Source organism: Paenibacillus sp. AGC31 (genome assembly GCF_057334655.1).
On record NZ_JBHFJH010000032.1, the window covers coordinates 223463 to 249351 of the forward strand.

The window sequence follows — 25889 nt, forward strand, 5'->3', positions numbered from 1 at the left end:
CTATGAAAACAAGACTCACAGAAGTTTCGCGTTGTCACAAACTTTTTATGGAGGACAAACAAAACTCAATGATACACTCATAGACTATATAACATGGCTCCGATCCATATGTAGGAAATCATTGATGAAGGGGAGGTGATCTTCATTCCTCTTGTCGTTCGTTCAACCGTTAATGCTACGGGAGCAATTACATTTACAGGAAATACGCTTGGACTGAGTCGTTCGGAAACAGCAGGGGTACCCGGAACACAGGACAGTATTGGAGGTTTTACCACAACCAACACCAGCCTCCAGTACGGCATCTATCCATTGGGAACGACAAGTCTGTATCAGAGCAACAGTTCAGCAGCCATTCTTACACTGCCTGCTGGAAGTACCGTTCTATATGCAGAATTGATCTGGGGCGGCAGTTACATCAATGGTACAGTCAATCTGAGTGCTGCCATCAACAATCCAGTTACGTTTATTACTCCCGCAGGGACAGCCAGTATTACTCCTGACCCAGCTACTTATAATCAGTTTGATCTGGGGAACGGCGCTGCCGGCTATGTGCGTTCAGCCAATGTTACTTCACTTGTACAAAATGGGGGAGCCGGTACATACACCACTGGAGCAGTGGTAGGGACTATTGTCATCACTAATGATTCTACAGCCAATCATGCAGGCTGGACACTTGGAGTCATTTATCAGAATCCCAGTCTGCCCTTTCGCAACATGTCCTTGCGTGCAGGTGGGGTACTGGTTCAAGCCAACTCTGGACCAGTTGTTACCACACTGACTGGATTTGCTACGCCAATCTCTGGTGCATTGGGAGGAAGAATACTGTTTAGTGCGCAGGAGGGCGACGCGAACCGGACCGGTGACCAGGCATTATTCGGGCCAACCTCAGCTACATCGGTTGCTTTGTCCGGGCCCAATAATCTAGCTGCGAACTTTTTTGCTTCTCAGATTAACGGAGATACCGGAGCGCTTAATACAACAGGAACGTTTGGGACACGAAATCAGATTAACGGAGCTCCAGGTACCAATATTATCGGTGGACGTCAAGGCTGGGATATTACCAATGTGGATGTTTCAGCAAGACTGATCAATAACCAGTCATCTGCGGTGTTGACATTAACGACCTCGGGGGATGCCTACATTGTCAACGCCAATGCGATTCAAGTTGATATTAATGCGCCCAAGATCACATTGGCTAAGGCAACGGTCGCCGCCGGTGCAGTTGCCGGGGATAGTATTCTATATTCGGTTACCGTTACCAATGCAGGCACTGCGAGTGCGGCCAGTGTTGTTTTATCCGATTCACTTCCTGCAGGTCTTACCTTTATTCCAGGCAGTGTCACGGTTGCAGGTATATCCCGTCCAACACTTGATGTGACGGCAGGCATTCCACTGGGTTCGTTAACTTTATCCAGCAGTGTCGTTGTAACCTATCGAGCACGCATCGGTCAGGATGCAAGTATCCTGCAACTGGTGAATTCGGCCAATGCAGCCTTTACATTTCAAAGTGTAGCAGGGGGGCCGGTCATTACCGGAGTTATTCCGTCCAATAACTCCACCCTTACTGTTTATTCGCCAAACCTGTCCATTGTGAAATCGGCGAGTACCACCAATGCCACGGTGGGTGACCAGGTAACCTATACACTCCAGGTGAACAACGGAGGGAATGTTGCGGCCAACGTTACATTGAGGGATAACATTCCAAGTGGCAGCTCATATGTAGCAGGTAGCTTTCGTCTGAATGGAAATGTGATTGCTGGCGCCAATCCGGTTACCGGGGTTAATCTGGGTAGCCTGGCGGCAGGAAGTACCAATACGGTGACGTTTCAGGTACTTGTAACAAGCTTGCCGACACCGCCGACTCTTGTGGATCAGGCGACGGCTTCTTATTCCTTCAATTCACCTGATGGTCGGACGGTCACGGGAAACATCGCCTCGAATACCTTAACAATCCCGGTAACATTGCCCAATGTGACCACGGTAAAATCAGCATCCGTTACCGATGTTGCTGTCGGGGAGACCTTCACGTACACCGTAGTTACTACCAACAGCGGTATTCAGGTGATTAACAATGTGGTACTTACAGATGCGCTCCCTGCCGGAGCAACATTTGTTTCCGGCAGTGCAACCGTAAGGGGAACTGTCGTACCGTCTGCGAATCCGAGCAGTGGCATCTCTATTGGGACATTGGATGCAGGAAGTTCTGCAACGGTGACATTTCAGGTGAATGTGCAGTCTCTGCCTGCTTCAGGTTCATTAGTCAATCGAGCGGTAGTGTCCTATAGCTCTGGTTCGTTCACGGGCATTTCCAACTCCAATACCATTACAACCCCTGTCTACCAAGCCGTTGTCGGTATCAACAAGTCGGCAAGCCAAACCAATGCGACACTGGGGGATCAGATTGCATACACACTTGCGGTCACGAACAGTGGAAACATAACGACTCAAGTGAATGTGACCGATACCATTCCAGCGGGGTTGACGTTTGTCCCGGATTCGGTAACCGTGAATGGTACTGCACGTCCTGGAGCCAGCCCGTTAACCGGAATAACACTGGGTAGCCTCCTGCCGGGAGTTACAGCTACGGTGGTGTTTCGCGTTACACTCACCACACTTCCGACTCCCCCAACACTGGAGAATCAAGGGACTGCAAGTTATATGTACCAGCTTCCAAGTGGACGGAATCTCTCCGGCAGCAGCTTATCCAATATCGTTCGTATACCTGCATCGGCTCCCAATGTTTCTATTAGTAAAACAGTAAACACACCGGATGCGACAGTAGGAGATGTGCTTACGTATACCGTTGTTGCAACAAACGCAGGAATTAGTGCAGTACAAAATCTGGTGATTTCGGATGCACCATCCGGCTCTGAATTTGTCCCGGGTAGTGTCACGATTAATGGATCTGCTGTTACCACCGCAAGTCCCGTTGCGGGAATCGCAGTGGGTACATTAAATAGCTCAAGCAGTGTAACTGTGACCTATCAGACCCGAGTGAGTTCTGTTCCATCCACGGGTTTGGTTAGTAACCGGGCCAATGCAGCATTTACATCAGGCAGTTTTAATGGTGTTTCTTCTTCCATATCAGTAAATACCCCCATATTTCTGCCAGTGATCCAAGTGGTGAAGTCAGCAAGTACAACAAGTTTGACGGTCGGCGATACGTTTAATTACACCATCCAAATTAACAATACAGGTAATATAGCTGCAACGGTTACCTTGACAGATCCCATTCCAGCTGGAGCAGTATTCAGCACAAATAGTGTCATTATTAATGGCGTACCTACACCTGGGGTCGGCCCGGAGTCGGGAATCAGTCTAGGGGAGATTGCTGCGGGTTCAGGTGCAACGGTCACCTTTGTTGCGACGGTTACCAGTTTGCCAGATGCAAGGCAGTTAATTAATCAGGCGGTTGCTTCATTTGCCTACACGCTTCCAAGTGGGAGAACGGTTGCCGGTCTCTCGTCATCAAACACCATCACTATTCCAGTGTCTCTGCCCAATGTTACGATTGTTAACAGTGACAATGTAGAGTACGGCGTAGTCGGGGATGTTATTCGATACACATCTGTTATTCGTAATAACGGCACAGTAGCTGTTAATAATGTGGTATATGTCAATCCTCTTCCTTCGAATACCCCATTTGTACCCGGAAGTGTCATTGTGAACGGGACTTCGTTCCCGCTCTCCAATCCGACCGCCGGCATTCCAATCGGTACGTTGGCTCCAGGAGCCGAGGTTACCGTAACTTTTGAGGTGACGATTACCATGCCGATTCCTTCGCAGATTAACAATCAGTCGACGGTCAGCTTCACATCCGGTTCATTTTCAGGGTCATCATCGTCCAATACCACTCAGACTCCGGTCATACAACCGCAGATTTCACTTGTCAAAACAGCAAATACCGTAAATGCAACTGTAGGTGATACAGTTGTATACACGGTAACGGTCAGCAATGCTGGCAATCTGGAAGCAAATGTTACTCTCACAGACAACATTCCTTCTGCGACTACTTTTGTACCCAACAGTGTGGTTGTATCCGGTGTGCCAGAGCCGGGAGTAACACCAGGAACAGGTATTCCAGTAGGTATTGTAGCAGCGGGGGCGACGGCTGTTGTCACGTTTGCCGTTGTTGTGGATTCACTTCCATCTCCGCAGCAACTTAGCAATTTTGCTACATCATCCTTTACATTTACACCCCCAGATGGGCGGACGTTAACTGGCTCAGCCACATCGAATACACTCACGTTCCCGGTCTCGTCACCAAACGTCGCTGTTGTCAAAAGCACAGCTTCCACTGCGGCAACTGTAGGCGATACGGTGACCTATTCCATTCTGGTGACCAACAGCGGAATTGCACCGGTGAACAATATTCAGTTTTCGGACCCGATTCCAGCCGGAGCCTCCTTTGTTACAGGGAGTGTCACAGTGAATGGGGTTGCGCAACCTGGAGCCAATCCGGCAGGTGGAGTATCCCTTGGGACATTGGGGCCCGGAACGTCCGCGACGGTCACGTTCAGTATCCGTGTCGACGTGATCCCGCCAAGTGATCAGTTGAGCAATCGCTCTACGGTCAGTTTTACCTCAGGTACGTTCTCAAGCACAACATTCTCTAATACCGTGGTCACTCCGGTGTACCAGCCTATTCTTTTAGCACAAAAAACAGCCAGTACACAAAATGCTACCGTTGGGGATACGGTCAGCTACACGATAACCTTGAGCAATCAGGGAAACTATGGAGCCCAGATTAACCTGACAGATAACCTTCCAGCCGGAACCATCCTTGTTCCAAATAGCGTTATTGTGAACGGTCAACCACTGCCAGCAGGAAATCCGGCAACGGGCATCCCCGCAGGCAATGTGGCTCCCGGAGCTACGACCACCATTACCTTTTCAGTGGTTGTTGATACGCTGCCAAGTCCGCAACAACTGGTGAATCAGGCTACGGTAGCTCTATCATATACATTGCCGGATGGGCGGAACATCACGGAGTCTGTTCTATCCAATGTGCTGACTATTACTGTATCGGCACCAGATGTCGATGTCGTCAAATCAACAACTTCGACGGCGGTATCTGTTGGTGATGTCGTAACGTATAGCATCGCGGTAACCAATAACGGAATCGCAACGGTGAACAATGTGGTTTTCACGGATGCAGTGCCGACAAGTACCGTTCTTGCGCCAACCGGCGTGTTTGTCGATGGTGTTCTGCGCCCTGGAGCCAATCCTTCTACGGGAATAACACTGGGTTCCATCGCACCTGGCGTTACGGTAACCGTTGTATTTAGTGTGCAGGTTACGGCGCTCCCGGCGAGTGCAGTGTTAAACAATCAGTCCACGGTCAGCTTTACATCAGGGGCTTTCTCAGCGACCACATTTTCCAACACAGTTACAACTCCGGTCTATCAACCTATTCTGGCTGCAGTCAAAACGGGAGATCAGACAGTAGCCACAGTGGGGGATACCGTTGTGTACAGCATCGCCATTTCCAATACCGGGAACTATGGGGCATCTGTCACTTTAACGGATACCATTCCGGCAGGAACAGAGCTTGTTCCAAATAGCGTTATTATTAACGGGGCTTCTGCGCCAGGTGCAGATCCAGCTTCGGGTATTCCGCTTGGTGTCGTTTCCACAACAACTCTAGTTACCTTCTCCGTGGTGATTGTGACGTTACCTTTGAGCCAGTCCATTACCAATCAGGCTTCTGCGACATTTTCGTATACCTTACCTGATGGAAGAACACTTGGAGGCACGATTACGTCCAACGCACTCAACATTCAAGTATCTGCTCCGAATGTGAGTGTAGTCAAGACGGCTTCGGTAGTTGATGCCGTGGTAGGCGACACGATTGTATATGAAATGGTTGTGACCAATGAAGGAATTGACCCGGTAAACAACATTGTGATCACCGATCCGATTAACCCAGCCACCACATTTGTTACAGGCAGTGTTCTGGTGGACGGCGTCCCACGTGCCTTGGCCAACCCTGCGCTGGGCATAGCCCTTGGTAGTTTAGCCCCTGGAGCATCGATAGCGGTATCGTATGCAGTGCGGGTCAATACACTGCCAACACCACCGGAAGTAAGCAGTCAGTCTTCCGTAAGTTTCACATCGGGTGTTTTCTCGGGAGCAGCGTATTCCAATACGGTTGTAACACCAATCTATCAGCCGATTATTGACTTAACCAAAACAGGGAGCACTTCCAATGCAACGATTGGTGACACCATCACGTATTCTTTTGCCATTATTAATAGTGGGAATCTTGCTGCTAATTTGACATTAATCGACAGTATACCGAACGGAGCGGTGCTGCTTCCCAACAGTGTTCTGATTGATGGTGTTCCACAGCCAGGTGCCAATCCGGAGACGGGCATCGTTGTGGGTACTATACCGTCCGGAGGTACGGTTACTGTAACGGTTACCCTCGAAGTGACTGTAGATTCGTTACCGCAGGATCAGCAACTGGTTAACCAGGCGGTGGCCAACTATACATTTAGCCCACCAGATGGCCGTCTGTTGACGGGGACCGTATCTTCGAATGTTCTGGTTATCCCTGTATCTGCACCAAATGTTGTTGTTGCCAAAAGCACAAGTGCCATTGATGCAGTTGTTGGTGATGTAATCACCTATACGGTTGTAGTAACCAATAGCGGCATTGAAGTGGTGAATAATGTGGTCATGGTTGACCCGGTACCTGTCGGTACAGTATTTGTGCCAGGAAGTGTTACGGTGGATGGTGTGCCAAGACCAACAGGCAATCCGAATACAGGCATCACGCTTGGTTCGATTGCTGCGGGTGCTTCCGTTACGGTTACATTCAGAGTAGAGGTTGTGGTGATATGAGCCAATCTTCCGGTCCGTTGTCCCATTGGCTAAAGAATCAGTCCCTGGTTCGATTCAGCTCGGGTGCGACTGAACTGGAACAGGTATCCTATTCGAATACAGTTGTAACACCGTGGATCGGCCCCAGGCTTGAAGTCAGAAAAGTCTGCAATGTCACAGAGGCTGCCTTGGGGCAGTCTCTTATCTACCTTGTTGAAATTGTTAACACCGGAAATCTTACGGCCCTAGTGCACCTATTGGATCAGCTATCTGCAGAGACGGCACTGCTTCCCAACAGTGTATTGCGTGATGGTATTCCATTACCGGGAGCATCACCGGAGAGAGGATTGCCTCCAGCTGAAATCGCGCCGGGAGCCACGTTGCGATACCACTTCCAAGTTGTAATCTTGCGTTTACCTGAGGCACTGAAGCTGCTGAATCAGGCACAGGTTAACTATGAGTTTTTGACACCGGAAGGCAGAACGGTTACGGGTATGGAACAATCCAATATCGTGGAGGTCAATCTGGTCTCATCCCGGCTGGAGATATCCTTGCAGGCGGATCGTATTTATACCTTCTCAGGGGATATTGTCATGTACACCGTCATCGTGAGCAATCCGGGTTTTATTGCAGCTACGAATGCCCAAGTAACGATTTCTTTGCCACGAGGTATTGTTTTTATACCTGCCAGTGTCATCGTAGATGAAATGTTTGCGCCACAAGTAACGCCTGATACGGGCATACAACTTGGAGAGATTTTGCCTGGAAGCTCAATTAGGATCCAATATCGGGTTCAGGCTATGGCGGGAAGCGATGCGAACGGAATATCAAGTGTAGCTGCACTGACGTATATCTCGGCAGGGCAGCAGGAAACGGTCTACTCCAATCAGGTTACCCTGGAAGTGATACAGCCCCAGGTCTCTGTGCTGAAAAGTGTACTCCCGCTAACGGCCACATTGGGTGATGCCGTCCAATATAATATTACCGTCTCCAATGCAAGCAGTTATGCGGTGGATGGAACTCTCCTCGATGTACTGCCAACAGGTGTGACATTTATCGAAGGCAGTCTGGGCTGGAATGGGGTTAAACGTCCCGGATCCAATTTGGCTAAAGGGCTTAATCTGGGGACGTTGACAGCACGGTCGGTTCTGAATATTCAGTTCGAAGCGAAACTTCCAGATCGAGATGAATCGATGCCTGATGACTACAGGTATGTGAATCATGCTAGCCTGATGTATACATTTCGGTTGCCGGATTCACGGTCAGTGCAGCGGATGATTACATCCAATGAAGCTGTGGTTGAATTAAAAGCCCCGATAATTCAGGCTTATGTTCAAGTGACACCCACTTTGGTCGAGCAGGGAGGTACGGTCACTTTTCAGGTACGTGTGGGGAATACGGGCAATTTGCCGGCACGTGTACAACTTGGGAGTATTCTACCTGAGGGTGCCAGATGGCTTGGGCAAGCTACGGGTGAGATCCAATTGAGCTTACCAGAGTATTCCACACCACGGGTTCTGCATGTGGGTGTGATTGAGCCTGGAACGGAAAAGAACATCTCCTATGTAGCGAAGTTAGCTTCTGAGAAGACGGGTACGCTCCAAGGAGCCTTGATTGCCAGGTACACGTATGAATGGAATGGACAAAAACGGGCTGGCGAAACCCGTTCGAATGAGTACAGCATCATTGTGGAGTATGGAGAAGAATAGGAGGTATCACGGTTAACGGTAACTTGCCTGAGGAATTTGCTCATTCTGGATGCCATGAGATTACACGAACGTAAATGAATGGTATACTAATTGAATATGAACTCGGCAATCAACCCGTGGAATCGGGACGTCGGAGTAGAGGAGGCAGCCACATTGGCAAAAGCAAAAGTAGCAAAAAGACCTACACGGGATGAGTTTGAACTTGAAGAGTTGGGAAACCAGCTGGTTGAAGCCTTTCGGGAACGTTCGGAAGTACTGTTGACGGTATGGGGCAAAGAAGATCAGGTGCAAGGAGTCATCGTCAAAATGGACTCCCGTACACGACTCGTGCATGTAGAGTATACCGAAGAAGAGTTCACGGCGAAGGTGCCTTTTCTGGATATCATGCGTGTGCAATCTCCCCGGTACTGAACGAAAAAAACAGCAAATTGAATAATTAGGGCATCCGCCCTGTCAAAGTCGTTCTTCCTGCATAAGATATCCCATACCTGTTGCAGAGGAGGTACGGTCAATGAGCGAAGTATTAGGTGGAGAAACAAGAGGCTACGGATACGGAGGTTTCACTTCTGTAGGTGCCATTCTGGTTCTGTTCATCCTGTTGGTTATCATCTCCAAAGCGTTCTTGGTATAATTGCATATCTCTTAAGAATGAAAGAAGCTCTGCCATCGCGGCAGAGCTTTTTTGTTCGTTCAGTCATTGGCGAATTTTGTAGAAAATCGGTGTAAGTCCTGCTTACGTTATGTTAGAATATAACCATCCCTAGAGAAAGAAAGAGGTGTTTTGATTATGAGCCAAGCGTTAACAGAATCTTTAAATGAACAGATGAATTTTGAGTTTTATTCCGCTCATGTATATCTGGCTATGGCAGCCTATTGTTCCAGCAAAAGTCTGGATGGATTTGCGAACTTCTTCATCGTGCAAGCGGAAGAAGAGCGATTCCATGGCATGAAAATATACAAATTCCTGAATGATCGTGGACAACGTGCCACACTTGAGGCTTTGCCAGAACCGAAGAATGAATATGCTTCGATGCTGGATGTATTTGAGCATGGTTATGCTCATGAACAGCAAAACACGAAAAAATTCTACAATCTGGCTGACATCGCTCTGAATGAACGTGAACATGCAACGATGTATTTCCTGAAATGGTTCATTGATGAGCAGGTTGAAGAGGAAGCATTGTTTGACAACATTATTCAGAAGCTGCGCCGCATTGAAAAAGACAGCAATGCCTTCTACATGCTGGATGCCGAGTTTGGCAAACGTTCGTTCACTGCTCCTGCTGAATAAATGCATGTAGGGAGTCAATAAGATTCCAGCGTCAAAACACCATTTACATACTGCATGAGGTAATGATCCTGAATGCAATCGGACAATCTCCTTGCAAGGGATGATGGTTTGATGCCATATGCTGATTGAAGACAAAGAAGCCTGCACTTGTGCAGGCTTTTTTGCATGCAACGATATGTAATGATTATATTGATTTGCTTGAATTGGAGTAAAGGTCTATCAAAATTCTGAATGTGGGTAATAGAGGATATGTCACAATTGATCTATCCTGACGGGATCTTATTTTGCGCAAATCTATCAAATTCGTATTAAATTTTAGGTTTATCTGACAAAAGTGTAACTCTACCGTAGCCTTTGGAGCGAGAACAGGAGCCCCTATCTTTGATAGTATTAGGATTAATCGCCAAGGGATGAAGGTAAGAAAACATGGACACCCGGGGAAATATAACACATAAGGGAGACTTTTAATTATGCTACATATTCGTAAATCTATCATGGTCACACTTGCAATTCTATTGATCATCCCACTATTATTGCCGCAGTCGGTATCTGCCAAATCTGCTGCATCCAAGGATGGTGCAAGCAAAGCAAATTCCAAAATCATATACCTGACGTTTGATGATGGGCCAACCGCTCATACGGGTCAGTTACTGGATATTCTGGATCAGTATCATGCGAAGGCAACGTTTTTCATGCTGGGTCCTCAGATGGAGAAATTTCAGAAGGCTACCAAACGAATCGTAGCTGACGGGCATGGATTGGGTCTGCATGGTGTGACTCACGTTCCAAGCAAATTCTATAAATCTGCATATAGCGGATTAAAAGAGATGCAACAGGCCAATGTAAGTATGAACAAGGTTGCTGGAGTTAAAACAAGTCTCGTGCGGACGCCATATGGTAGTAAACCTTATCTCAAACCGGCATTCCGGAATGTACTGCTGGGTCAGGGTGGATTCCATCTATGGGATTGGAATGTGGATTCGGAAGACTGGAAATACCAGAAAGATCATCAGAAAGTCTATAACAGTGTAATGAAACAGATCCACAATGTGCAAAAGAGCGGAACAACGCCAGTTGTGCTTATGCACGACCAGGAAGCGACGCTGAAAGTATTACCGCAAGTATTAAAAACATTGAAGGCAGAAGGGTATCATTTTGAAGTATTAAGCAAAAAAGTACAGCCGGTTAACTTCTGGAATGACAAGCGTTAATCTTATTAATTTTTCGATTGGTTACAACGAAGGAGGTACACATCATGAAGAAACAACGATTATGGATCACGATTCCAGTAACGACAGCCGTTTTACTTGCTCTGGCAGGATGTGGCGGACCGGATTCAAATGCAGCATCATCAGAGAATAGTTCTTCACCAACGACAACCGTGGGTGAGCAGACCGAGACCGGCAGTGGTGGTGCTGATTTCTCTAATGAAAATGAAACGGGAACCAAAGAGAATACGGGCACAACAGATAATGAAAACACATCAGGATCCAAGGCAAATGACAACCAGGTTGCCACTGGTCAATCAGGTGTAAATGATGTGATCAAGCAAGTTCGCAACCAGTTGAAGATGAAGGATGCAGCGTTACCCACTTCATTCACATTGGACAAGGGTACGTCTTTGGGTGCGGCAATACTGTCCAATACTGCTGATGCATTTAAAGTAAACTTCTACGCTACCACTCAGTCTGTTGCCATTAATGATCAATCCTTAACTGCATCCGACAGTAAGATACCTGTACTGGCTTCCTATGAAGTGAAGACCTATAAGGACCCGAATCAGCCAGAAATTTTCCCTGAGAAGGACCTGAAAGATATTCCAGCAGATATGGCTGTGGATCTGGGACATGGCATCAAAGGCATGAGTGAAGGTGCCGCAGGCAGTCAATATCTGACTTGGCAAGAAGGAAGATGGACGCTGGAAATTCGTTCGGTTTCCGAAGATGAAATGAATAATCCGGGCATAGCGAAGAAAATGGTGGAGTACCTGGAGTCACATACCTTGCCTGTACCCAAAGATAAAGGATATATCAAGGTTGAATATCCAAGTGGTGGACAGTCTGTTCATGTAACGATCTCATGGCAGGACGGTAACCAAATTCATCAGCTTAAGACCGATCAGGTGCCATTAGAAGCTCTTGGCATGGTTGTATCTGTAAAATAAATCTTGAGTGTTTACGGATATTCTGCAATGTAGAAGAGATGAGTGTTGGATTGTTACGATACACATAAAAAAGCTTGGCCCAGGAAGAAATTGCTGGGCCAAGCTTTTTATTTTGAGCATGTTATCGCAGCTTATGCAGCCGGGGTACATGCTTATTTTTGTTTCAATGGGTTAAAGCGGTTCTTTCATTTGAACCACCCTTTTTCCTTGGAGCGAGTGATGGCCTCAATGCGATTACTGGCATTTAACTTGTTGAGAATAATGGAGATGTAGTTACGCACCGTGCCCGTTGTGATGAACAGATGCCCGGCGATTTCCTTGGTGTTCTTCCCATCTGCCATGAGGCCTAGTACGGCATTCTCCCGTTCTGTAAGAGGGTTTTCTTCTACATAAGCTTCATCTACCAAATCCGGAGCGAAGATGCGTCTGCCATTCATAACTTGGCGGATCGACTCGGCAAGTTCTTCAATTGGACTGTCTTTGAGCAGGTAACCACGGACACCGCCCTTTAGGGCACGTTCGAAATATCCGGTCCGGGCAAAAGTGGTAAGGATAATGACCTTACAGCTCATTCCTTTGAGTTCTTCTGCGGCTTCAAGGCCGCTTTTCACGGGCATTTCTATATCCATCAGACAGATGTCTGGTGCAAGCTCCTGGACAAGGGCAAGGGCTTCCTGGCCGTTGCTGGCACGTCCGACGACTTCCATATCTTCCTCCAGATTGAGGAGAGAAGACAAGGCGCCGAGCATCATGCGCTGATCTTCCGCGATTACAATTCTAATCATGATTCTGCCTCCTTTATCGGTTTGCGAACGAGTTTCGGAACATGAATAATGATCGCTGTACCCGGGATGTCTGTTGCAGAGCGAATATCCAGACAACCATTCACAAATTCAAGTCGTTCCTTCATGCCCAAAATTCCTGTTCCGCGCCGATCCTGTTTGCGAGTTCGTTCTATTCCAACACCGTTATCTTGAACGGTTAATACATTATCCGCTAGTGTTTCTTTAATGATGATAGTACAGGTTGTTGCCTGACTGTGTTTGACGACATTGGTAACAGCTTCTTTCAAGCACATACCGAGCACATTTTCATTCAATTGTGACGTATCCTGTAACTTCGGATTACCTTCCAGCATAAATTCAATCGAAGCGGCCTTCAGAATCTGCTCCGCCCGGAACAGTTCATCGACCAATTGTGTACCACGCATGGTGGTGACCATTTCCCGGACTTCCTTCAGAGCTGTACTTGCCGTTTGTCTGAGGTCGTTCAATTCAATCTCGGCCTGATCGGGATTATTGCGGAGCAGCCGTCTCGCCAGATCGGTTTTCAGACCGATCAGAGAGAGCTTCTGTCCAAGTGTATCGTGCAGGTCACGAGCGATACGCTGGCGTTCTTCCATTTTTACGAGATCATCAAGTCGCTTGTTCGCATTCTCCAATTGGCCTTCCAAATGTTCAGTTTTGTTTTTGTTATACGTACTGATTGGGAGCAGGATGGAGGCCATTAAGCTGATGAATACAAACGGGAGTTGGCTCACCAACAGAGAACTCTGATTAATGAAACCGTAATTAATGGTTACGAAACTGGCTCCCAGGTTCACCGAGTAGAGGGTGAAGAATCCGGCTTTATTTTTAATATTCCCAATAAAAAAAGCAAGAAACAATGAGAAATACGCATAATCATAGGCGATCGTCATTGTAATGGATATGGCAATAAGCATTCCAATCCACATGTACACCTGCCAGCCCTTGGTGATGAAAGCGAGCAGGTAACAGACGAAGAAGACGAGGATAATGATGATGCCGGTTACCATCGTCCATAATTTAGAATATTGCGATATAAAATAGAATGGCAGGATGAAAAAGGCGAGCCATACATAAAGGTTCAGCCCTGTTTTTTTATAAAAATTTTGCATCCACTTTTGAATGGAATTCTCCTCCTTGCACTTGTACTCAACTTTAGCATGACTGTAGCATGACTATGGCTTGAACACAAGAAAACGAATCCGACAGAGTTAAGGCTTCTCTGTCAGACCCGCTGGATTGGTTACTCGGATAGGCGGTTGAACATACGGCTTGCGGGATAAGTTTTTGAGCTGTCTGAAGCTAATAAACTGTTTGGAATCTTCATCCCACAGACGGAAGCGCAGGGCAACCAGACTGGAACGTAGTGTAATAGTTGTTGCTTTTTGCAAAGGTGGTGTTGCGTTATGTGCTTCTTCCAAGAAATAGTTAGGTACACGCGGGCTCAAGTGATGCACATGGTGGAACCCGATATTACCACTGATCCATTGCAATAATTTTGGCAATTTGTAATAAGAACTGCCTTCAACAGCTGCTTTTACATAACTCCACTCATCTTCATGTTCAAAATACGTCTCTTCGAACTGATGTTGAACGTAGAACAGCCAGATCCCAAAGAAACCGGAGAAGAAGAAGATAGGTGCCTGCACCATTACAAAAGCCTGCCATCCGACTAACCAGGACATGAATGCATAGAGCACTACGATCAATACGGTAGTCAGGTGTGTATTGATACGTTCTTTACGTCTAGCACCTTTACGGTTAAAACGGTAAGCCAACAGAAACACGTAAATGGGTCCGATACAAAACAATACAAACGGGTTACGATAAATCCGATAGAAGAGACGACCCCAAGGAGAAGCTGCTTTATATTCGTCAACCGTCATAACCCAGATATCACCTACACCACGTTTGTCAAGATTACTGCTTGTTGCGTGATGGATAGAATGCTCGTTTTTCCACTGCTGATAGGGTGTAACTGTTAATACACCAGTAATGGTACCGAGAATATCATTGGCGCGTTTGCTCTTGAAGAATGAACCATGACAGCAGTCATGGAAAATAATAAAGGTCCGCAGTACAAATCCGGATGCCACCAAGGCAATCGGGAAGGTCAGCCAGTAGGAAACCGATAAGCTAAAGTAAGCTGCAGCCCATAACAAGAAGAGCGGGAGCAATGTATTGATTAACTGGCGGATACTTAGTCTGAGATCATTTTTTTCGTAAGGGGTAACTTCTTTTTTTAAGGCCATTTCTTTTGATCTGTTCATAAAATTGTGTCCTCCTTCAATCGTTATAACTGTAATCAGCTACAACTTGGCGTTTCCCGCTAGACTTTCCTGTGGGAAGCGTTTTTATCATTGTAAAACAATCCGAACATGACAGTAAGTCATAAACGTCAGCCTTCTGTAATGATGAATATCAACGATGGACCATGACATTTGTCATGGGTGTATGATACTCAATAGCTCTACAGAAGACAGAAGAGCAGGTTTTACTAATTCCTTTGCACAAATTACGCAACAATTTGTATTATGTATACAAATTTTGTTGGGAGCATGGTAAAATCTATCCTTGAGTGGTTATGACAACTTATGAGACGGGTCGATTAGGTTGATTTCTGATGGATTGGATGGAATGCATAATGAAGAAACGAATTACGGATATCCTATTTATTATGGCAGGTGCATTTCTGTTTGCACTGGCGGTGAACCTGTTTGTCATCCCGAACGATTTGGCTGAAGGCGGCGTCACGGGTATCACGATTATTTTGTATTACCTGTTTGAATGGTCCCCTGGACTGATGAACTTGATCCTGAACGGTATTTTGTTAATTGTGGGATATCGGTTTCTAGATAAAACGACTACGGTATATACAATTATTGCAGTGGTATTTAACTCGTTGTTCCTGCATCTGACGGAGAGTTGGACGATTGCATCGGATGAACTCTGGATCAATACCATTTTTGCTGGATTATTTGCCGGTCTTGGTATTGGCTTGATTGTTAGAGTGGGAGGCACAACGGCGGGAACAGTGATCCTGGCCCGACTTGCCAACAAATATCTGGATTGGAATATCAGTTACGGACTTCTGTTCTTCGATCTGATTGTGGCTTTCTCCTCATACTTCATCATTGGACCACAAGGATTAATGTGTACAATTGTCTTGCTGTTTGTTGGAACCAAAACGATGGAGTTCATTATTGAAGGGCTCAATCCGAAAAAAGCCGTTATGATTATCTCTTCCAAACAGGATGAAATCGCAAAGCAAGTCATTGAGAAGATGGATCGCGGAGTAACCGTCCTGTCCGGTCATGGCTATTACACAAAAAATAAGAAAGAAATTCTATACATTGTGATTAGCAAGCAGGAAGTTTCTATGCTGAAGAAGATTGTACGAGCAGAAGATGAGATTGCTTTTATCACCATTCATGACGTGCGTGATGTTTTCGGTGAAGGATTTATTGAGCTCTCCAAAACTTGATGAATATATGTATATAAGGAAGAAAAAGTTGCGGTGAATATCACCGCAACTTTTTTTGGTAGGTTAATGGTATGCGGTATTAATCTAGTTCGATAAGAAAGAACCCTTCTCCGAAGAGAAGGGCAAAAGAGTATTAGTAATGTCTTCTTTTTTTGACTCCACAATATTCAACAGTGACATGACAGTGTTTTTTACACTTTGTAGGGACATATTTAACTTTGGTAACACAAGTTTTCGTAATTTTTTTGTAAAAACACTTTGGTCTTGGATGATGACATTTATGATGCTTTCTGTACATATTAAAACCTCCCTGATCGTGATAAGGTATTCTATGAACAGGTCACTGTTTCGGAAATGTATAAACGTCTATTATTGTATAATAATTCCTTTATTAGGCTTTTGTGTTACAGGTGAAGGTGTGATTCTTTCTAGTAAAAGAGTGCAATGACAAAAAGCTGTACACCTACCAAGCACGATGATATATTGAATTTAATTATTTTGTTAATAAACTTAACTAACTATAGGAGGAGGCGATAATATGGCTGGCACACCGCAATATATTCGCAATCTGAATGAAAATCTCATCATGGATGTTCTTATAACTCAGGGAACCATGTCGAGAGCGGATATCAGCCGTCAGACCGGACTTAGTAAACCAACGGTATCTTTGGCGGTCGAACATCTGATTGACCGTAATCTGGTGAAGGAAATGGGGCGAGCTGACAACGCTCAGGGTCGAAAAGCAACCCTCATTCGTTTCAATGAAACGGCTTATTATGTCTGTGGTATAGATATCGGTGCAACACGTATTCGGATTGCGTTATCCGATCTGAATGGAGAGATCATTGCCTATCGAACATATCCCATGGTTGTTCAAGGAGCTTATGAGCGAGCAGAAGCGACAATGCTGGAGCTTCTTCGAAGCCATATGAACGAACTGCTTGATGAGAATCATCTGAACTGGGATCAGATTCAGTGCATCGGGTTCGGTATACCAGGCGTAGTGCTGCCTGATTCAGGGCGTATCAATCGTATTGTGGACCCGTTAGCGGGTCTGGAAGAAGCTTTCTCTCTAGAGTCGTTGTCAGGAGCTTTTCCCTGTGAAGTAATACTGGAAAATGATGTGAATCTTGCGGCGCTTGGGGAGTATCGGAGTGGTGCAGCAGCAGGGTATCCCTTGTTTGTTTTTTTCTCCATCGGTACAGGGACGGGCGCTGGCATCATGGTACATGGCCAACTGCTTCGAGGTTTAGGTGGCTTAACTGGAGAGATCGCGGAGATGTTGGTGGACGATGGCCGACGTCTGGAGGAAGTGCTGTCCGCTGATGGTCTGATGCAACTGGCAAAAGATGATCTAGATCAGCATGATGAACTATTATTGGAGGCTGCTCATTCGGGTGCGGATGTTCTTCACAGACACCTGACTCCTGAGAAGTTATTCGAAGCTGCACGCAGTGGAGAAGTAGAGGCTGTAGAGATTCTACAACAATACAGCCAGAAGATTGCTTCCGCTCTGCGTCAGATTAGCGTTGTGCTTGCTCCGGATCTCATTGTGCTTGGCGGAGGTGTAGGAGGAAACGGTGATGTGTTATTGCCTTTACTGAGGCAGATCATCTCTGAGCAATTCCCGGTGCAACCACAGTTAATCTGTTCCAAGCTTGGTGAGCAGGCTGTTGTCACTGGTGCGGTACAAGTAGCCATACAACAAACGATGCTGAACCTTCAGCAGGAAGCCATGGAATAAGAGATTGGATAGACAACATGTGAGGAGGGAAAGGCATGACAGAATCCGTAAAAAACGTAAGTAATGATTATCAGTCCAATCAGAATGGTACGGTTGGAGGGGATCCATCCGGCTGGATTGCAGGTATTGACATTGGAGGCACCAAAACATTAATGCTCTTGTCATCACAACAGGCTGGAAATGAAGTTCATGAACGAATCTTGCCTACTCTTGCCAGTGATCAGCCGGATGTGTTTTTCCGATGGTTATTCGCTGAACTGGAAACGTTCTGCCGTGAGGTGGGGTGCAGTCTGAATCAACTTTCAGGTGCAGGTTTGGGATTTCCTGGTGTGATTCTGCAGGAGGAAGGAATACTGCGAAATGCTCCAGCTTTTCAGTGGCCTGAGCAAGATATTCGTCCTATTATTGCGAAGTATTACACCGGGAACATCATGTTGGATAACGATGTGAATATGGCCGCAATGGGAGAATATGATCAAGGGGCAGCGCAGGGACATCGCCATTGCGTGATGGTCACGGTTGGAACCGGCATTGGAGCTGCACTAGTTCTGAATGGACAGCTATACAGTGGTCAGCATGGAGCAGCCGGCGAGATTGGGCATTTTATTGCAGGAGACGAAGGGCTTCATTCAGGCTACGTTGCGGATGCTGATTCATTTGGTGTATTCGAGCAAGCGACTTCAGGTACCGGAATTACGGAACAGGCAAGGCGGTATTTTGCTGATGGAAAGGGAAGTTCCTTATCCGTGATCATGAGTCTGGCAGGAGGGGAATCGGAACAGATTGAAGCCAGGCATGTGTTCAAAGCAGCGGAATCGGGTGATCTTGCTGCCCTGGAAATTCTGGAACTGCCCATGCGTTATATGGCTAGAGGTCTGGCGAATATTACGGCTTTACTCAATCCTTCCATTATAGTGATCGGTGGTGGCGTGGCTGCATCCAACCCATCCTATTATCTAAATGAAGTGCATACACGCCTCCAACGTTATACTGTTCTGCCTACACTTTTAGCTGTAGCTGAACTGGGGAACAAAGCAGGAGCAATCGGGGCATTGGCTGCAATCAAGTCGAGTCTGACACGCACATAAAAATAGAGAATAGGCGAAGCAACTACAGACATAAAGGATGGAGATCCGGATGAGAAGTAGACATATGAAGGCTTACACAGAGAAAACAAAAGCCGATTCCAATGATGCAAAACGTGTTTTACTCCAATTGCAGGGGCTATATCTGTTTATGGGGCTTGCCGGGGGGATGTTTAATCCGTACATTAATCCCATATTGGTAGCACAAGGGTTTTCCAGTAAAGAAACCGGATTTATTATGGCGTTTGGCACACTTGTATCCATTATTCTTCAACCTATATGGGGAATTCTGGTAGACAAGTTTAAAAAGACACGGTTCGTACTGGTGATAAGCCTGCTTGTTCCTGCATCGTTAGCGTATTTCTACAATATTCAAGTGTACTTTATATTAATATTGATTTATACTTTATGCACTATATTCCAAGTGACTCAAATACCCGTTGCTGACTCCTATGCGGTTACAGCTGCGAGAGCCGCGAACACCTCATATGGCATGATCCGACTCTTCGGCAGCATAGGAACGGGAGTTGGGGGATTTGCCGCAGGGATGTATCTCTCCCAGTTTTCCATTCACATGTTATGGCTGCCATTTCTCCTGTTTAACATTCTGAGCGCTATACTGGCAAGTACACTTCCCCGGCAGACGAGCATATCCTCGTCCTCGGTAACCTTCTCCGTAGGTTTGGCAAGATTGCTCCGAAACCGGACATTCCTTCTATTTCTAACAGGTTGTTTCCTGATTAACCAAACGCTCACTGCGTTTAACTCCTTTTTTGTTATTTCATTTCAGATGGCTGGCGGTTCTGTGACCATGACAGGTACAGCACTGTTGCTGGCGTCAATTACTAATGTTCCATCCATGTTGGCAGCGGCATTCATACTCCGAAAATGGGGACATGAACGGACGATGCTGCTTGCAGCGGGGGCGTATATGTTACGTTGGGGAATACAATGGCTATGGCCATCGCCTGAGGTCATGATTGGCGTTCAGGTGCTGCATGGGTTATCCTTCGGATTCTTTTATATTGCAGCTGTGGAATATGTGGCTTCCGTTACGGGACGGGAGATGCAGGCCACAGGTCAAAGTTTATTTAACATGGTATTTGCTGGCCTGGGCGGAATTGTTGGTAATATGCTTAACGGATATTTGCTCGATTCCGGCGGTCCATCACTGATGTATCTGGCTTGCACGATCAGTGCAGCACTAGGATCAGTGATTCTGTATATCGTCAGCAGGCAGGCCAAAGAACAGAGAAGAGTATACTCATTAGAATAGAGATGGAAGGAGTTGGAGCCTATGAAAGTAAATCTGAAGCGGAATTGGCACACCAAGTTAATGTATTCGTATTTTCCTATTTTTCTGCTTACGATTTCCATTCTGATCTTTCTCTCCTTCCTGATTGTCAACGAACTCTCACGTAACGAAACTCAAAAAGCCGACATGATCTCCACCCGCTATATCGTGGATACACTGGAGCGCTCGCTAAGTGACATTGAACTTCGGTTGCTTGAAGACATTGGTGCAAACAAGACATATAGTCGCTTTCTGGAAGCTGGACAGGGACAATTATCGAGTCAGTTCATCTATGATGCGGCAAGTGGACTGGGACGTATGCTGGATCAGCAGGATATGATTCAATCCATTTATCTCTATCGTATGTCCGATTCCCAGATTCTTACGCCCAGAGGCATGATGCGTTTGGAAGATTTCGAAGATCGTGACTATATTGAGCAAGCCTTGAAAGATCGCGAGAACCTCGGTTGGAACTTGCCACGTGATTATAAGGAACGTTCCTTCGACGTACCTTCACAGGTGATTAGCATGAATAAATGGCTTCCTTTACCGTGGGGCGGGGAAGGACTACTCGTCATTACCATCCGCATGTATGCAGTGGAACGGCAGATTGATAACATGACCAATGAAAAGTTATCTGTTCTTCAGGTTCGGGATAAAAGCGACAATCTGATCTATACCGCCCATCAAATGGACCCTTCAGCAGGTGAAATCCTTAATCGTGTGACTGCGGACAAGCTTGGTCTGATCTTTGAGAGTGGTATTCAATCCGGACAGCTGTATTCATGGGTATCCCTTGTCTCTTATGTGTGGATCGGTATTGGATTATTAACGATTGTTGGTGCGGTGGCTGGACTAATCTACATTACTCGCAGAAATACACGCCCCATTCAGCTGATCATGAATCGAATTCAGGCGTTACAGCCACGTGCCGAGGAGGATGAAGCAACTCCATCCGTCAAAGATGAACTGGCACTCATCGATCGTGCGCTGGAACATCTGATTGCTCAGACGGTTGACTATGAGAAACAACATCATGAAAACTTGCTGATTCATCGCAGACAGTTGCTTGTTGATCTGATGGAAGGAGAGCGAATGGATTCGTTCCGTCAGCGACTTCGCCATCTGCAACCGCTAGAGGAACGATTCATGGAACCGAAGAGTGTTGCAGTCCTCATTGCGGAGATGAATGGTGACGATCTCTCGACCAATCAGAATATTCTGAAGATTGCGCTTATGAACGTAGTGGAAGAACTTGTGCAGAATGAGACCCAGTTCGGCGGTTGGGCTGAATGGTTTGGGAACCGCAGGCTTATTGTAGTGATTGCATCGGATGAGCAGGAAGGACTGGATCGTGAATTACTTATGGATCTGGCTAAGCAGATGCATATGTGGATTGCGGAAAACTTCCGCTTACGGTTTACGTTCGGGATTGGACGAACCGTACCGGGCTGGGAGGAGATTACTCGTTCCTATGCGAGTGCAGATGCGGGTTTGCAGCATAGACTTACGCTTGGTAAAGATGCCATCGTTCTCAGTGAGCAACTGCCGGATCGTATTGAGCTGCAATCGTACAAGTATTTGCAGATGCTCGCAGACTTTGTCCGTGAATTTAGACTAACCGGTGATGGTTGGCGAACGCAGCTGGACCAGATGTTTGTTGCGTTCAGCGAAGATCAGATTACAGATCACGATATTCGCATGTTGCTGCAGGCGTTAATCCAGATGTTGTCCCGTGAATTCGGGGAGCTGTCTGAGCGGTTGCAAAGCCAATTTGCCGAGGAAATCCTGACTCGTCTTCGCAGTGATATCCAGCAGGTGGAGACACTGGAGGGGATTCAAGAGATTTTGCAGGAGTGGCTTAAAGAGGTTTATCGCAATTATGTGTCTGTAAATGAAACGAAAAGTCATCGCGCGATGATCAACGAGCTGCGGATCTATATTGAAGAGCATTTTGATGATCCGGATCTGTCGCTGAAACATTTGAGTGATCGGTTCCAGATCTCGGGCAAATATGCGAGTTATCTGTTCAAGGAAGAGTTTGAAATGAAGTTTGTTGATTTTCTGGTAAAACTGAGGGTCGAAAAGGCCTGCCGTCTGTTGTCTGCATCCGATATGGCTGTTCAGGATATTGCTCTGCAAGTGGGTTATGCCAATGCCATCTCTTTCGGCAGAGTATTTAAACGGATTATGGGCGTGACACCAGGGGACTACCGCAAGCAGAGTGGAAAACAAGGAGATCAATAACGGAATTGCACGTGTTAGAACATCCGGGTATCGGGGGAAATCGAATAATCCTAGAGATATCCATGAAATCTCCTGTATGAGGGAATAAGGTCCTTAACCTTGTCTTCCTTTGCAGGAGATTTTTTACATGCGGGAAATGCCATCGATATTTTGTTTGGTCAAATGAAGTTTAATCTTCCGCCAAGGAATTAATACGTCGAATCGTTCTACTCGTGTTGCTAAACAAGGAGATCACATAAGATGTGGTCTCTTTTTCATTTTTTGAACAGATATTTAATGGAAAAAAGATTATTGCAAGTTGGGGGATGCCAGATTGGGTATGAGAAATCAAATAGAATACAACATTTTATGTTACTGTAGTTAACATTAAAGGTGTGAAAATTGTATATTGTCAGGAATTATGTTTATATATCGCAGTATTTAACTTAAAAACCGTGAGTTTTACATTTTGAAAATAGTTTATTGTCTAAATATCAGATCGTATGTAATGATTAGTGACATTCACAGGTGCAACAAAATGGGATGAACAAAGTGGAGTGGCAATCATGTGAATCCATTCAGAGAGTGTGCGAAAGGGGAAAGGTCAAATGAGATTATTTCAAAGACGTAAGGCAGGCAAGGCAAGTTCAATCCTCGCAGTGGTAACAGCGTTCGCTCTATTATTATCTGCATGTTCATCAGGAAGCGAATCGACATCTTCATCAGGAGAGTCGGGTTCGGGGGAAAAAACAACTTTGAAAGTAGAAATCTTCGACCGGGGAAACACCCCGGCGGGCTACACCATTTCGGACAGTTATCTGACTCGCTTCATTCAAGAGAAGTTTGGTGATCCAAACAACATCGATGTTCAATTTGTTCCAGTACCACGTTCGGAGGAAGTACAGAAGCTTAATGTTCTGATGGCGAGTGGCTCTGAAGTACCTGATATCGTCTTTACCTACGATTCGGGAACATTCAACCGGTATGCAGAGCAAGGAGGTCTGACCGAACTTACGGATCTGATCAATCAAAGTGGTCCTAACCTGAAGAAGTTCCTGGGAGATGAAACGCTGGCCTACGGTCAATACGATGGACAACAGTTCGCGGTTCCAGGTAAACGTCTTGTACTTGGCAAGTACGCATCCTATGTCCGTCAGGACTGGCTGGACGCGCTCGGATTGCCTTCCCCTGAGACAGCTGAGGAGCTGCATACAACACTGAAGGCCTTTAAGGAAAAAGATCCGGGTAAAGTCGGTACAGGACTTATTCCGATGGGGATGTCGATTGCCTCGGCTCAATATGAACCACTGATCTGGTCATTCATTGAACCGCTGACGGAAGAACAGAAATATACATTAACGCAGCAACTGGGTTCCAATGACTATCCAACGTTGTTGCCTGGTTTCAAGGACGCCCTGAAATATATGAACACACTTTATAATGAAGGATTAATGAGCAAGGACTTTGGACTCGACAAAGACAAGAAAAAGCTGTGGGAAGATGTATCTAACGGGAAAGTTGGATTCTACACTGAGGATGCAGGGGAGATTTATATCTCTGGTACGTACAAAAACCTGCAAACCAATCAACCGGGTGCAGTGATTACACCAATTGATGCATTTAAAAACTCGGAAGGCAAATTTGCCAAACCGGCATATGCACCCAATGCGATGTATGTCATGATCCCGAAATCGAGCAAAAATGCGGAAGCCGCGATGAAGTATCTGGATTGGATGGCTTCGGGCAACAACCTGTTCGACCTGCAATTCGGTGTTGAAAACGAGAACTATGAACTTGTGGATGGGGTACCACTGATCAAAGATGATGCTTCTCCTGAAATTGCAGGCCGTATCTATAATTCCGGTGACATTGCCATTATCGTGAACGGTAAATACGTTGGGGATGACAAGAAAAATGAAGAGGCCTATGTCGTACAGGTAGAGTCGAAGTATCGGGATGATATGCGCAAGTCGGTAGCGATCTCTAACACGGACACCATTCAACCAGTACGTTTCTCCAAACCGATTGATGCAGAAGCACGTTACGGTAACGGTTTAAAAGACAAGTTCATGGAGTTTTTCGTCAAAACTACCATTTCCAAACCCGCTGATTTTGAAGCCACGTATGACAGCATGATGAAGGACTACATGGCGAGCGGTGGTCAAGCAATCCTGGATGAACGTACAGAAGCTTACAAAGCGATGAAATAAGTAGAGTAGAGATCACATCTAAATGTGTATGACAACAAAGAACAGGGATTTTATTAGGGCGATGGCAACATCGCCTTGATGAAGAATCCTGAATGACATGGGGGGAAGGTTTATGAAAACAAGCATCTATTTCCGCAGAAACTGGCAACTATATGCGTTGCTCCTACTGCCCATGATCTACTTCATTATTTTCAAGTATGGGCCAATGTATGGCGTGCAGATTGCGTTCAAGGATTTTAACTTCTTTCAAGGGATCTCTGGTAGTGAGTGGATTGGTTTGGATGCATTCAGAGAAGTTTTTCAAAATCAGGGGTTCTACACGGCATTACGCAACACGTTAGTGCTAAACATGCTGGATTTACTGGTTTCCTTCCCGGCGCCGCTTATACTGGCCATCTTATTATTCGAGCTGAAGAAGGCCTGGTTCAAAAAGTTGGCACAGACCTTACTGTACATTCCTCACTTTATTTCGTGGGTCATTATTGGAGGAATCGTACTTCAGGTATTTGGTACGCAATCCGGTTTCATTAACAATATCTTAATGAGCATGGGGTTTGATCCATTGCCTTTCCTTTCAGACAAAAACTATTGGCTCTTTACGTATCTTGCGGTAGGTGTGTGGCAGAGTGCAGGCTGGGGTACGATTCTGTATCTGGCATCCCTGACGGGCATTAACCGGGAACTCTACGAAGCGGCTGAAGTGGATGGAGCAAGTCGGTTACGCAGAATCTGGCATATCTCCTTGCCAGGCATCAAAACAACGATTGTTACCTTATTGATCATCAATGTCGGCAACATGATCTCCATCGGTTTCGACCGACCGTTTATTATCGGAAACGTGGCTGTACGTGAATACTCGGATGTACTCAGCACGTTTGTCTATCGTGTCGGTTTACAATCTGGTCAGGTCACGCTCGCAACAGCTGTAGGTTTGTTCCAGGCATTAGTTGGACTTGTCTTCATACTGGGAGCGAATTACACGTCCAAGAAATTAACTGATGAGAGCATTATGTAGTGGATTAGATTCACATATGATCTGTAAGGAGTGAGT

17 protein-coding genes are annotated in these 25889 nt (G+C 46.0%); 14 read left to right on the top strand and 3 right to left on the bottom strand.

The features are described from left to right. Positions 1 to 135: 135 nt before the first annotated feature. The 7 genes from ACE04G_RS20685 to ACE04G_RS20715 all read left to right on the top strand — a co-directional run bounded on the left by ACE04G_RS20685 (position 136) and on the right by ACE04G_RS20715 (position 11989). Complete coding sequence (locus ACE04G_RS20685; protein WP_221824885.1) at positions 136 to 6846, top strand: DUF7507 domain-containing protein; 6711 nt, start codon at positions 136 to 138, stop codon at positions 6844 to 6846. Next, positions 6843 to 8534: a hypothetical protein gene (locus ACE04G_RS20690; RefSeq protein ID WP_449004443.1), complete on the top strand. Its 1692-nt coding sequence runs from the start codon at positions 6843 to 6845 to the stop codon at positions 8532 to 8534. The genes ACE04G_RS20685 and ACE04G_RS20690 overlap by 4 nt, the downstream gene beginning before the upstream one ends. Positions 8535 to 8687: 153 nt before the next feature. Then, positions 8688 to 8945 carry a YolD-like family protein gene (locus ACE04G_RS20695; RefSeq protein ID WP_036608707.1) on the top strand — a complete coding sequence of 86 codons (258 nt, stop codon included), beginning with the start codon at positions 8688 to 8690 and terminating at the stop codon, positions 8943 to 8945. A gap of 100 nt (positions 8946 to 9045) precedes the next feature. Beyond that, positions 9046 to 9165 (top strand): hypothetical protein, encoded by a 120-nt coding sequence (locus ACE04G_RS20700; protein ID WP_017688846.1) that lies wholly within the window; start codon positions 9046 to 9048, stop codon positions 9163 to 9165. A gap of 156 nt (positions 9166 to 9321) precedes the next feature. Next, positions 9322 to 9825 (top strand): ferritin, encoded by a 504-nt coding sequence (locus tag ACE04G_RS20705; RefSeq protein WP_221824880.1) that lies wholly within the window; start codon positions 9322 to 9324, stop codon positions 9823 to 9825. Between the two features lie 470 nt (positions 9826 to 10295). Then, a complete protein-coding gene (locus ACE04G_RS20710) occupies positions 10296 to 11036 on the top strand; it encodes a polysaccharide deacetylase family protein (RefSeq protein ID WP_449004444.1) in 741 nt (246 codons plus the stop codon). A 44-nt stretch (positions 11037 to 11080) separates the two neighbouring features. Next, positions 11081 to 11989 (top strand): hypothetical protein, encoded by a 909-nt coding sequence (locus tag ACE04G_RS20715; protein WP_449004445.1) that lies wholly within the window; start codon positions 11081 to 11083, stop codon positions 11987 to 11989. Between the two features lie 185 nt (positions 11990 to 12174). Here the strand turns inward: ACE04G_RS20715 and ACE04G_RS20720 are convergent, their stop codons facing one another. The 3 genes from ACE04G_RS20720 to desA form a co-directional block, all read right to left on the bottom strand. Continuing rightward, the gene (locus tag ACE04G_RS20720; protein ID WP_036608692.1) at positions 12175 to 12774 is read right to left on the bottom strand and encodes a response regulator transcription factor; all 600 of its coding nucleotides are present in this window, start codon (positions 12772 to 12774) and stop codon (positions 12175 to 12177) included. Continuing rightward, positions 12771 to 13919 carry a sensor histidine kinase gene (locus tag ACE04G_RS20725; protein WP_445253568.1) on the bottom strand — a complete coding sequence of 383 codons (1149 nt, stop codon included), beginning with the start codon at positions 13917 to 13919 and terminating at the stop codon, positions 12771 to 12773. Before ACE04G_RS20725 ends, ACE04G_RS20720 begins: the two co-directional genes overlap by 4 nt. An 87-nt stretch (positions 13920 to 14006) precedes the next feature. Then, positions 14007 to 15065, bottom strand: coding sequence for a Delta(5) desaturase DesA (gene desA, locus ACE04G_RS20730; protein ID WP_091016855.1), 1059 nt, complete (start codon positions 15063 to 15065; stop codon positions 14007 to 14009). A gap of 374 nt (positions 15066 to 15439) precedes the next feature. Here desA and ACE04G_RS20735 point away from each other — a divergent pair, with 374 nt between their 5' ends. The 7 genes from ACE04G_RS20735 to ACE04G_RS20765 all read left to right on the top strand — a co-directional run bounded on the left by ACE04G_RS20735 (position 15440) and on the right by ACE04G_RS20765 (position 25853). Next, on the top strand, positions 15440 to 16279 hold the full coding sequence (locus ACE04G_RS20735) for a YitT family protein (protein WP_017688839.1): 840 nt from the start codon (positions 15440 to 15442) through the stop codon (positions 16277 to 16279). A gap of 538 nt (positions 16280 to 16817) precedes the next feature. Then, on the top strand, positions 16818 to 18023 hold the full coding sequence (locus ACE04G_RS20740) for an ROK family transcriptional regulator (RefSeq protein ID WP_221824870.1): 1206 nt from the start codon (positions 16818 to 16820) through the stop codon (positions 18021 to 18023). A 35-nt stretch (positions 18024 to 18058) separates the two neighbouring features. Next, entirely contained in the window at positions 18059 to 19111 is a 1053-nt protein-coding gene (locus ACE04G_RS20745) for an ROK family protein (RefSeq protein ID WP_221824869.1), read from the top strand. A 49-nt stretch (positions 19112 to 19160) separates the two neighbouring features. Then, a complete protein-coding gene (locus ACE04G_RS20750) occupies positions 19161 to 20384 on the top strand; it encodes an MFS transporter (protein ID WP_260633020.1) in 1224 nt (407 codons plus the stop codon). 21 nt (positions 20385 to 20405) lie between these two features. Next, complete coding sequence (locus ACE04G_RS20755) at positions 20406 to 22649, top strand: helix-turn-helix domain-containing protein (protein ID WP_339184510.1); 2244 nt, start codon at positions 20406 to 20408, stop codon at positions 22647 to 22649. A 587-nt stretch (positions 22650 to 23236) separates the two neighbouring features. Next, entirely contained in the window at positions 23237 to 24838 is a 1602-nt protein-coding gene (locus tag ACE04G_RS20760; protein WP_221824862.1) for an extracellular solute-binding protein, read from the top strand. 112 nt (positions 24839 to 24950) lie between these two features. Continuing rightward, positions 24951 to 25853 (top strand): ABC transporter permease, encoded by a 903-nt coding sequence (locus ACE04G_RS20765; protein ID WP_062834078.1) that lies wholly within the window; start codon positions 24951 to 24953, stop codon positions 25851 to 25853. Positions 25854 to 25889: the final 36 nt, after the last annotated feature.

Coding starts and splice junctions, on each gene's coding strand:
- ACE04G_RS20690 (WP_449004443.1), top strand. CDS start 6,843: ATGAGCCAATCTTCCGGTCCGTTGTCCCATTGGCTAAAGAATCAGTCC.
- ACE04G_RS20700 (WP_017688846.1), top strand. CDS start 9,046: ATGAGCGAAGTATTAGGTGGAGAAACAAGAGGCTACGGATACGGAGGT.
- ACE04G_RS20705 (WP_221824880.1), top strand. CDS start 9,322: ATGAGCCAAGCGTTAACAGAATCTTTAAATGAACAGATGAATTTTGAG.
- ACE04G_RS20710 (WP_449004444.1), top strand. CDS start 10,296: ATGCTACATATTCGTAAATCTATCATGGTCACACTTGCAATTCTATTG.
- ACE04G_RS20715 (WP_449004445.1), top strand. CDS start 11,081: ATGAAGAAACAACGATTATGGATCACGATTCCAGTAACGACAGCCGTT.
- ACE04G_RS20720 (WP_036608692.1), bottom strand. CDS start 12,774: ATGATTAGAATTGTAATCGCGGAAGATCAGCGCATGATGCTCGGCGCC.
- desA (WP_091016855.1), bottom strand. CDS start 15,065: ATGAACAGATCAAAAGAAATGGCCTTAAAAAAAGAAGTTACCCCTTAC.
- ACE04G_RS20735 (WP_017688839.1), top strand. CDS start 15,440: ATGAAGAAACGAATTACGGATATCCTATTTATTATGGCAGGTGCATTT.
- ACE04G_RS20740 (WP_221824870.1), top strand. CDS start 16,818: ATGGCTGGCACACCGCAATATATTCGCAATCTGAATGAAAATCTCATC.
- ACE04G_RS20745 (WP_221824869.1), top strand. CDS start 18,059: ATGACAGAATCCGTAAAAAACGTAAGTAATGATTATCAGTCCAATCAG.
- ACE04G_RS20750 (WP_260633020.1), top strand. CDS start 19,161: ATGAGAAGTAGACATATGAAGGCTTACACAGAGAAAACAAAAGCCGAT.
- ACE04G_RS20755 (WP_339184510.1), top strand. CDS start 20,406: ATGAAAGTAAATCTGAAGCGGAATTGGCACACCAAGTTAATGTATTCG.
- ACE04G_RS20760 (WP_221824862.1), top strand. CDS start 23,237: ATGAGATTATTTCAAAGACGTAAGGCAGGCAAGGCAAGTTCAATCCTC.
- ACE04G_RS20765 (WP_062834078.1), top strand. CDS start 24,951: ATGAAAACAAGCATCTATTTCCGCAGAAACTGGCAACTATATGCGTTG.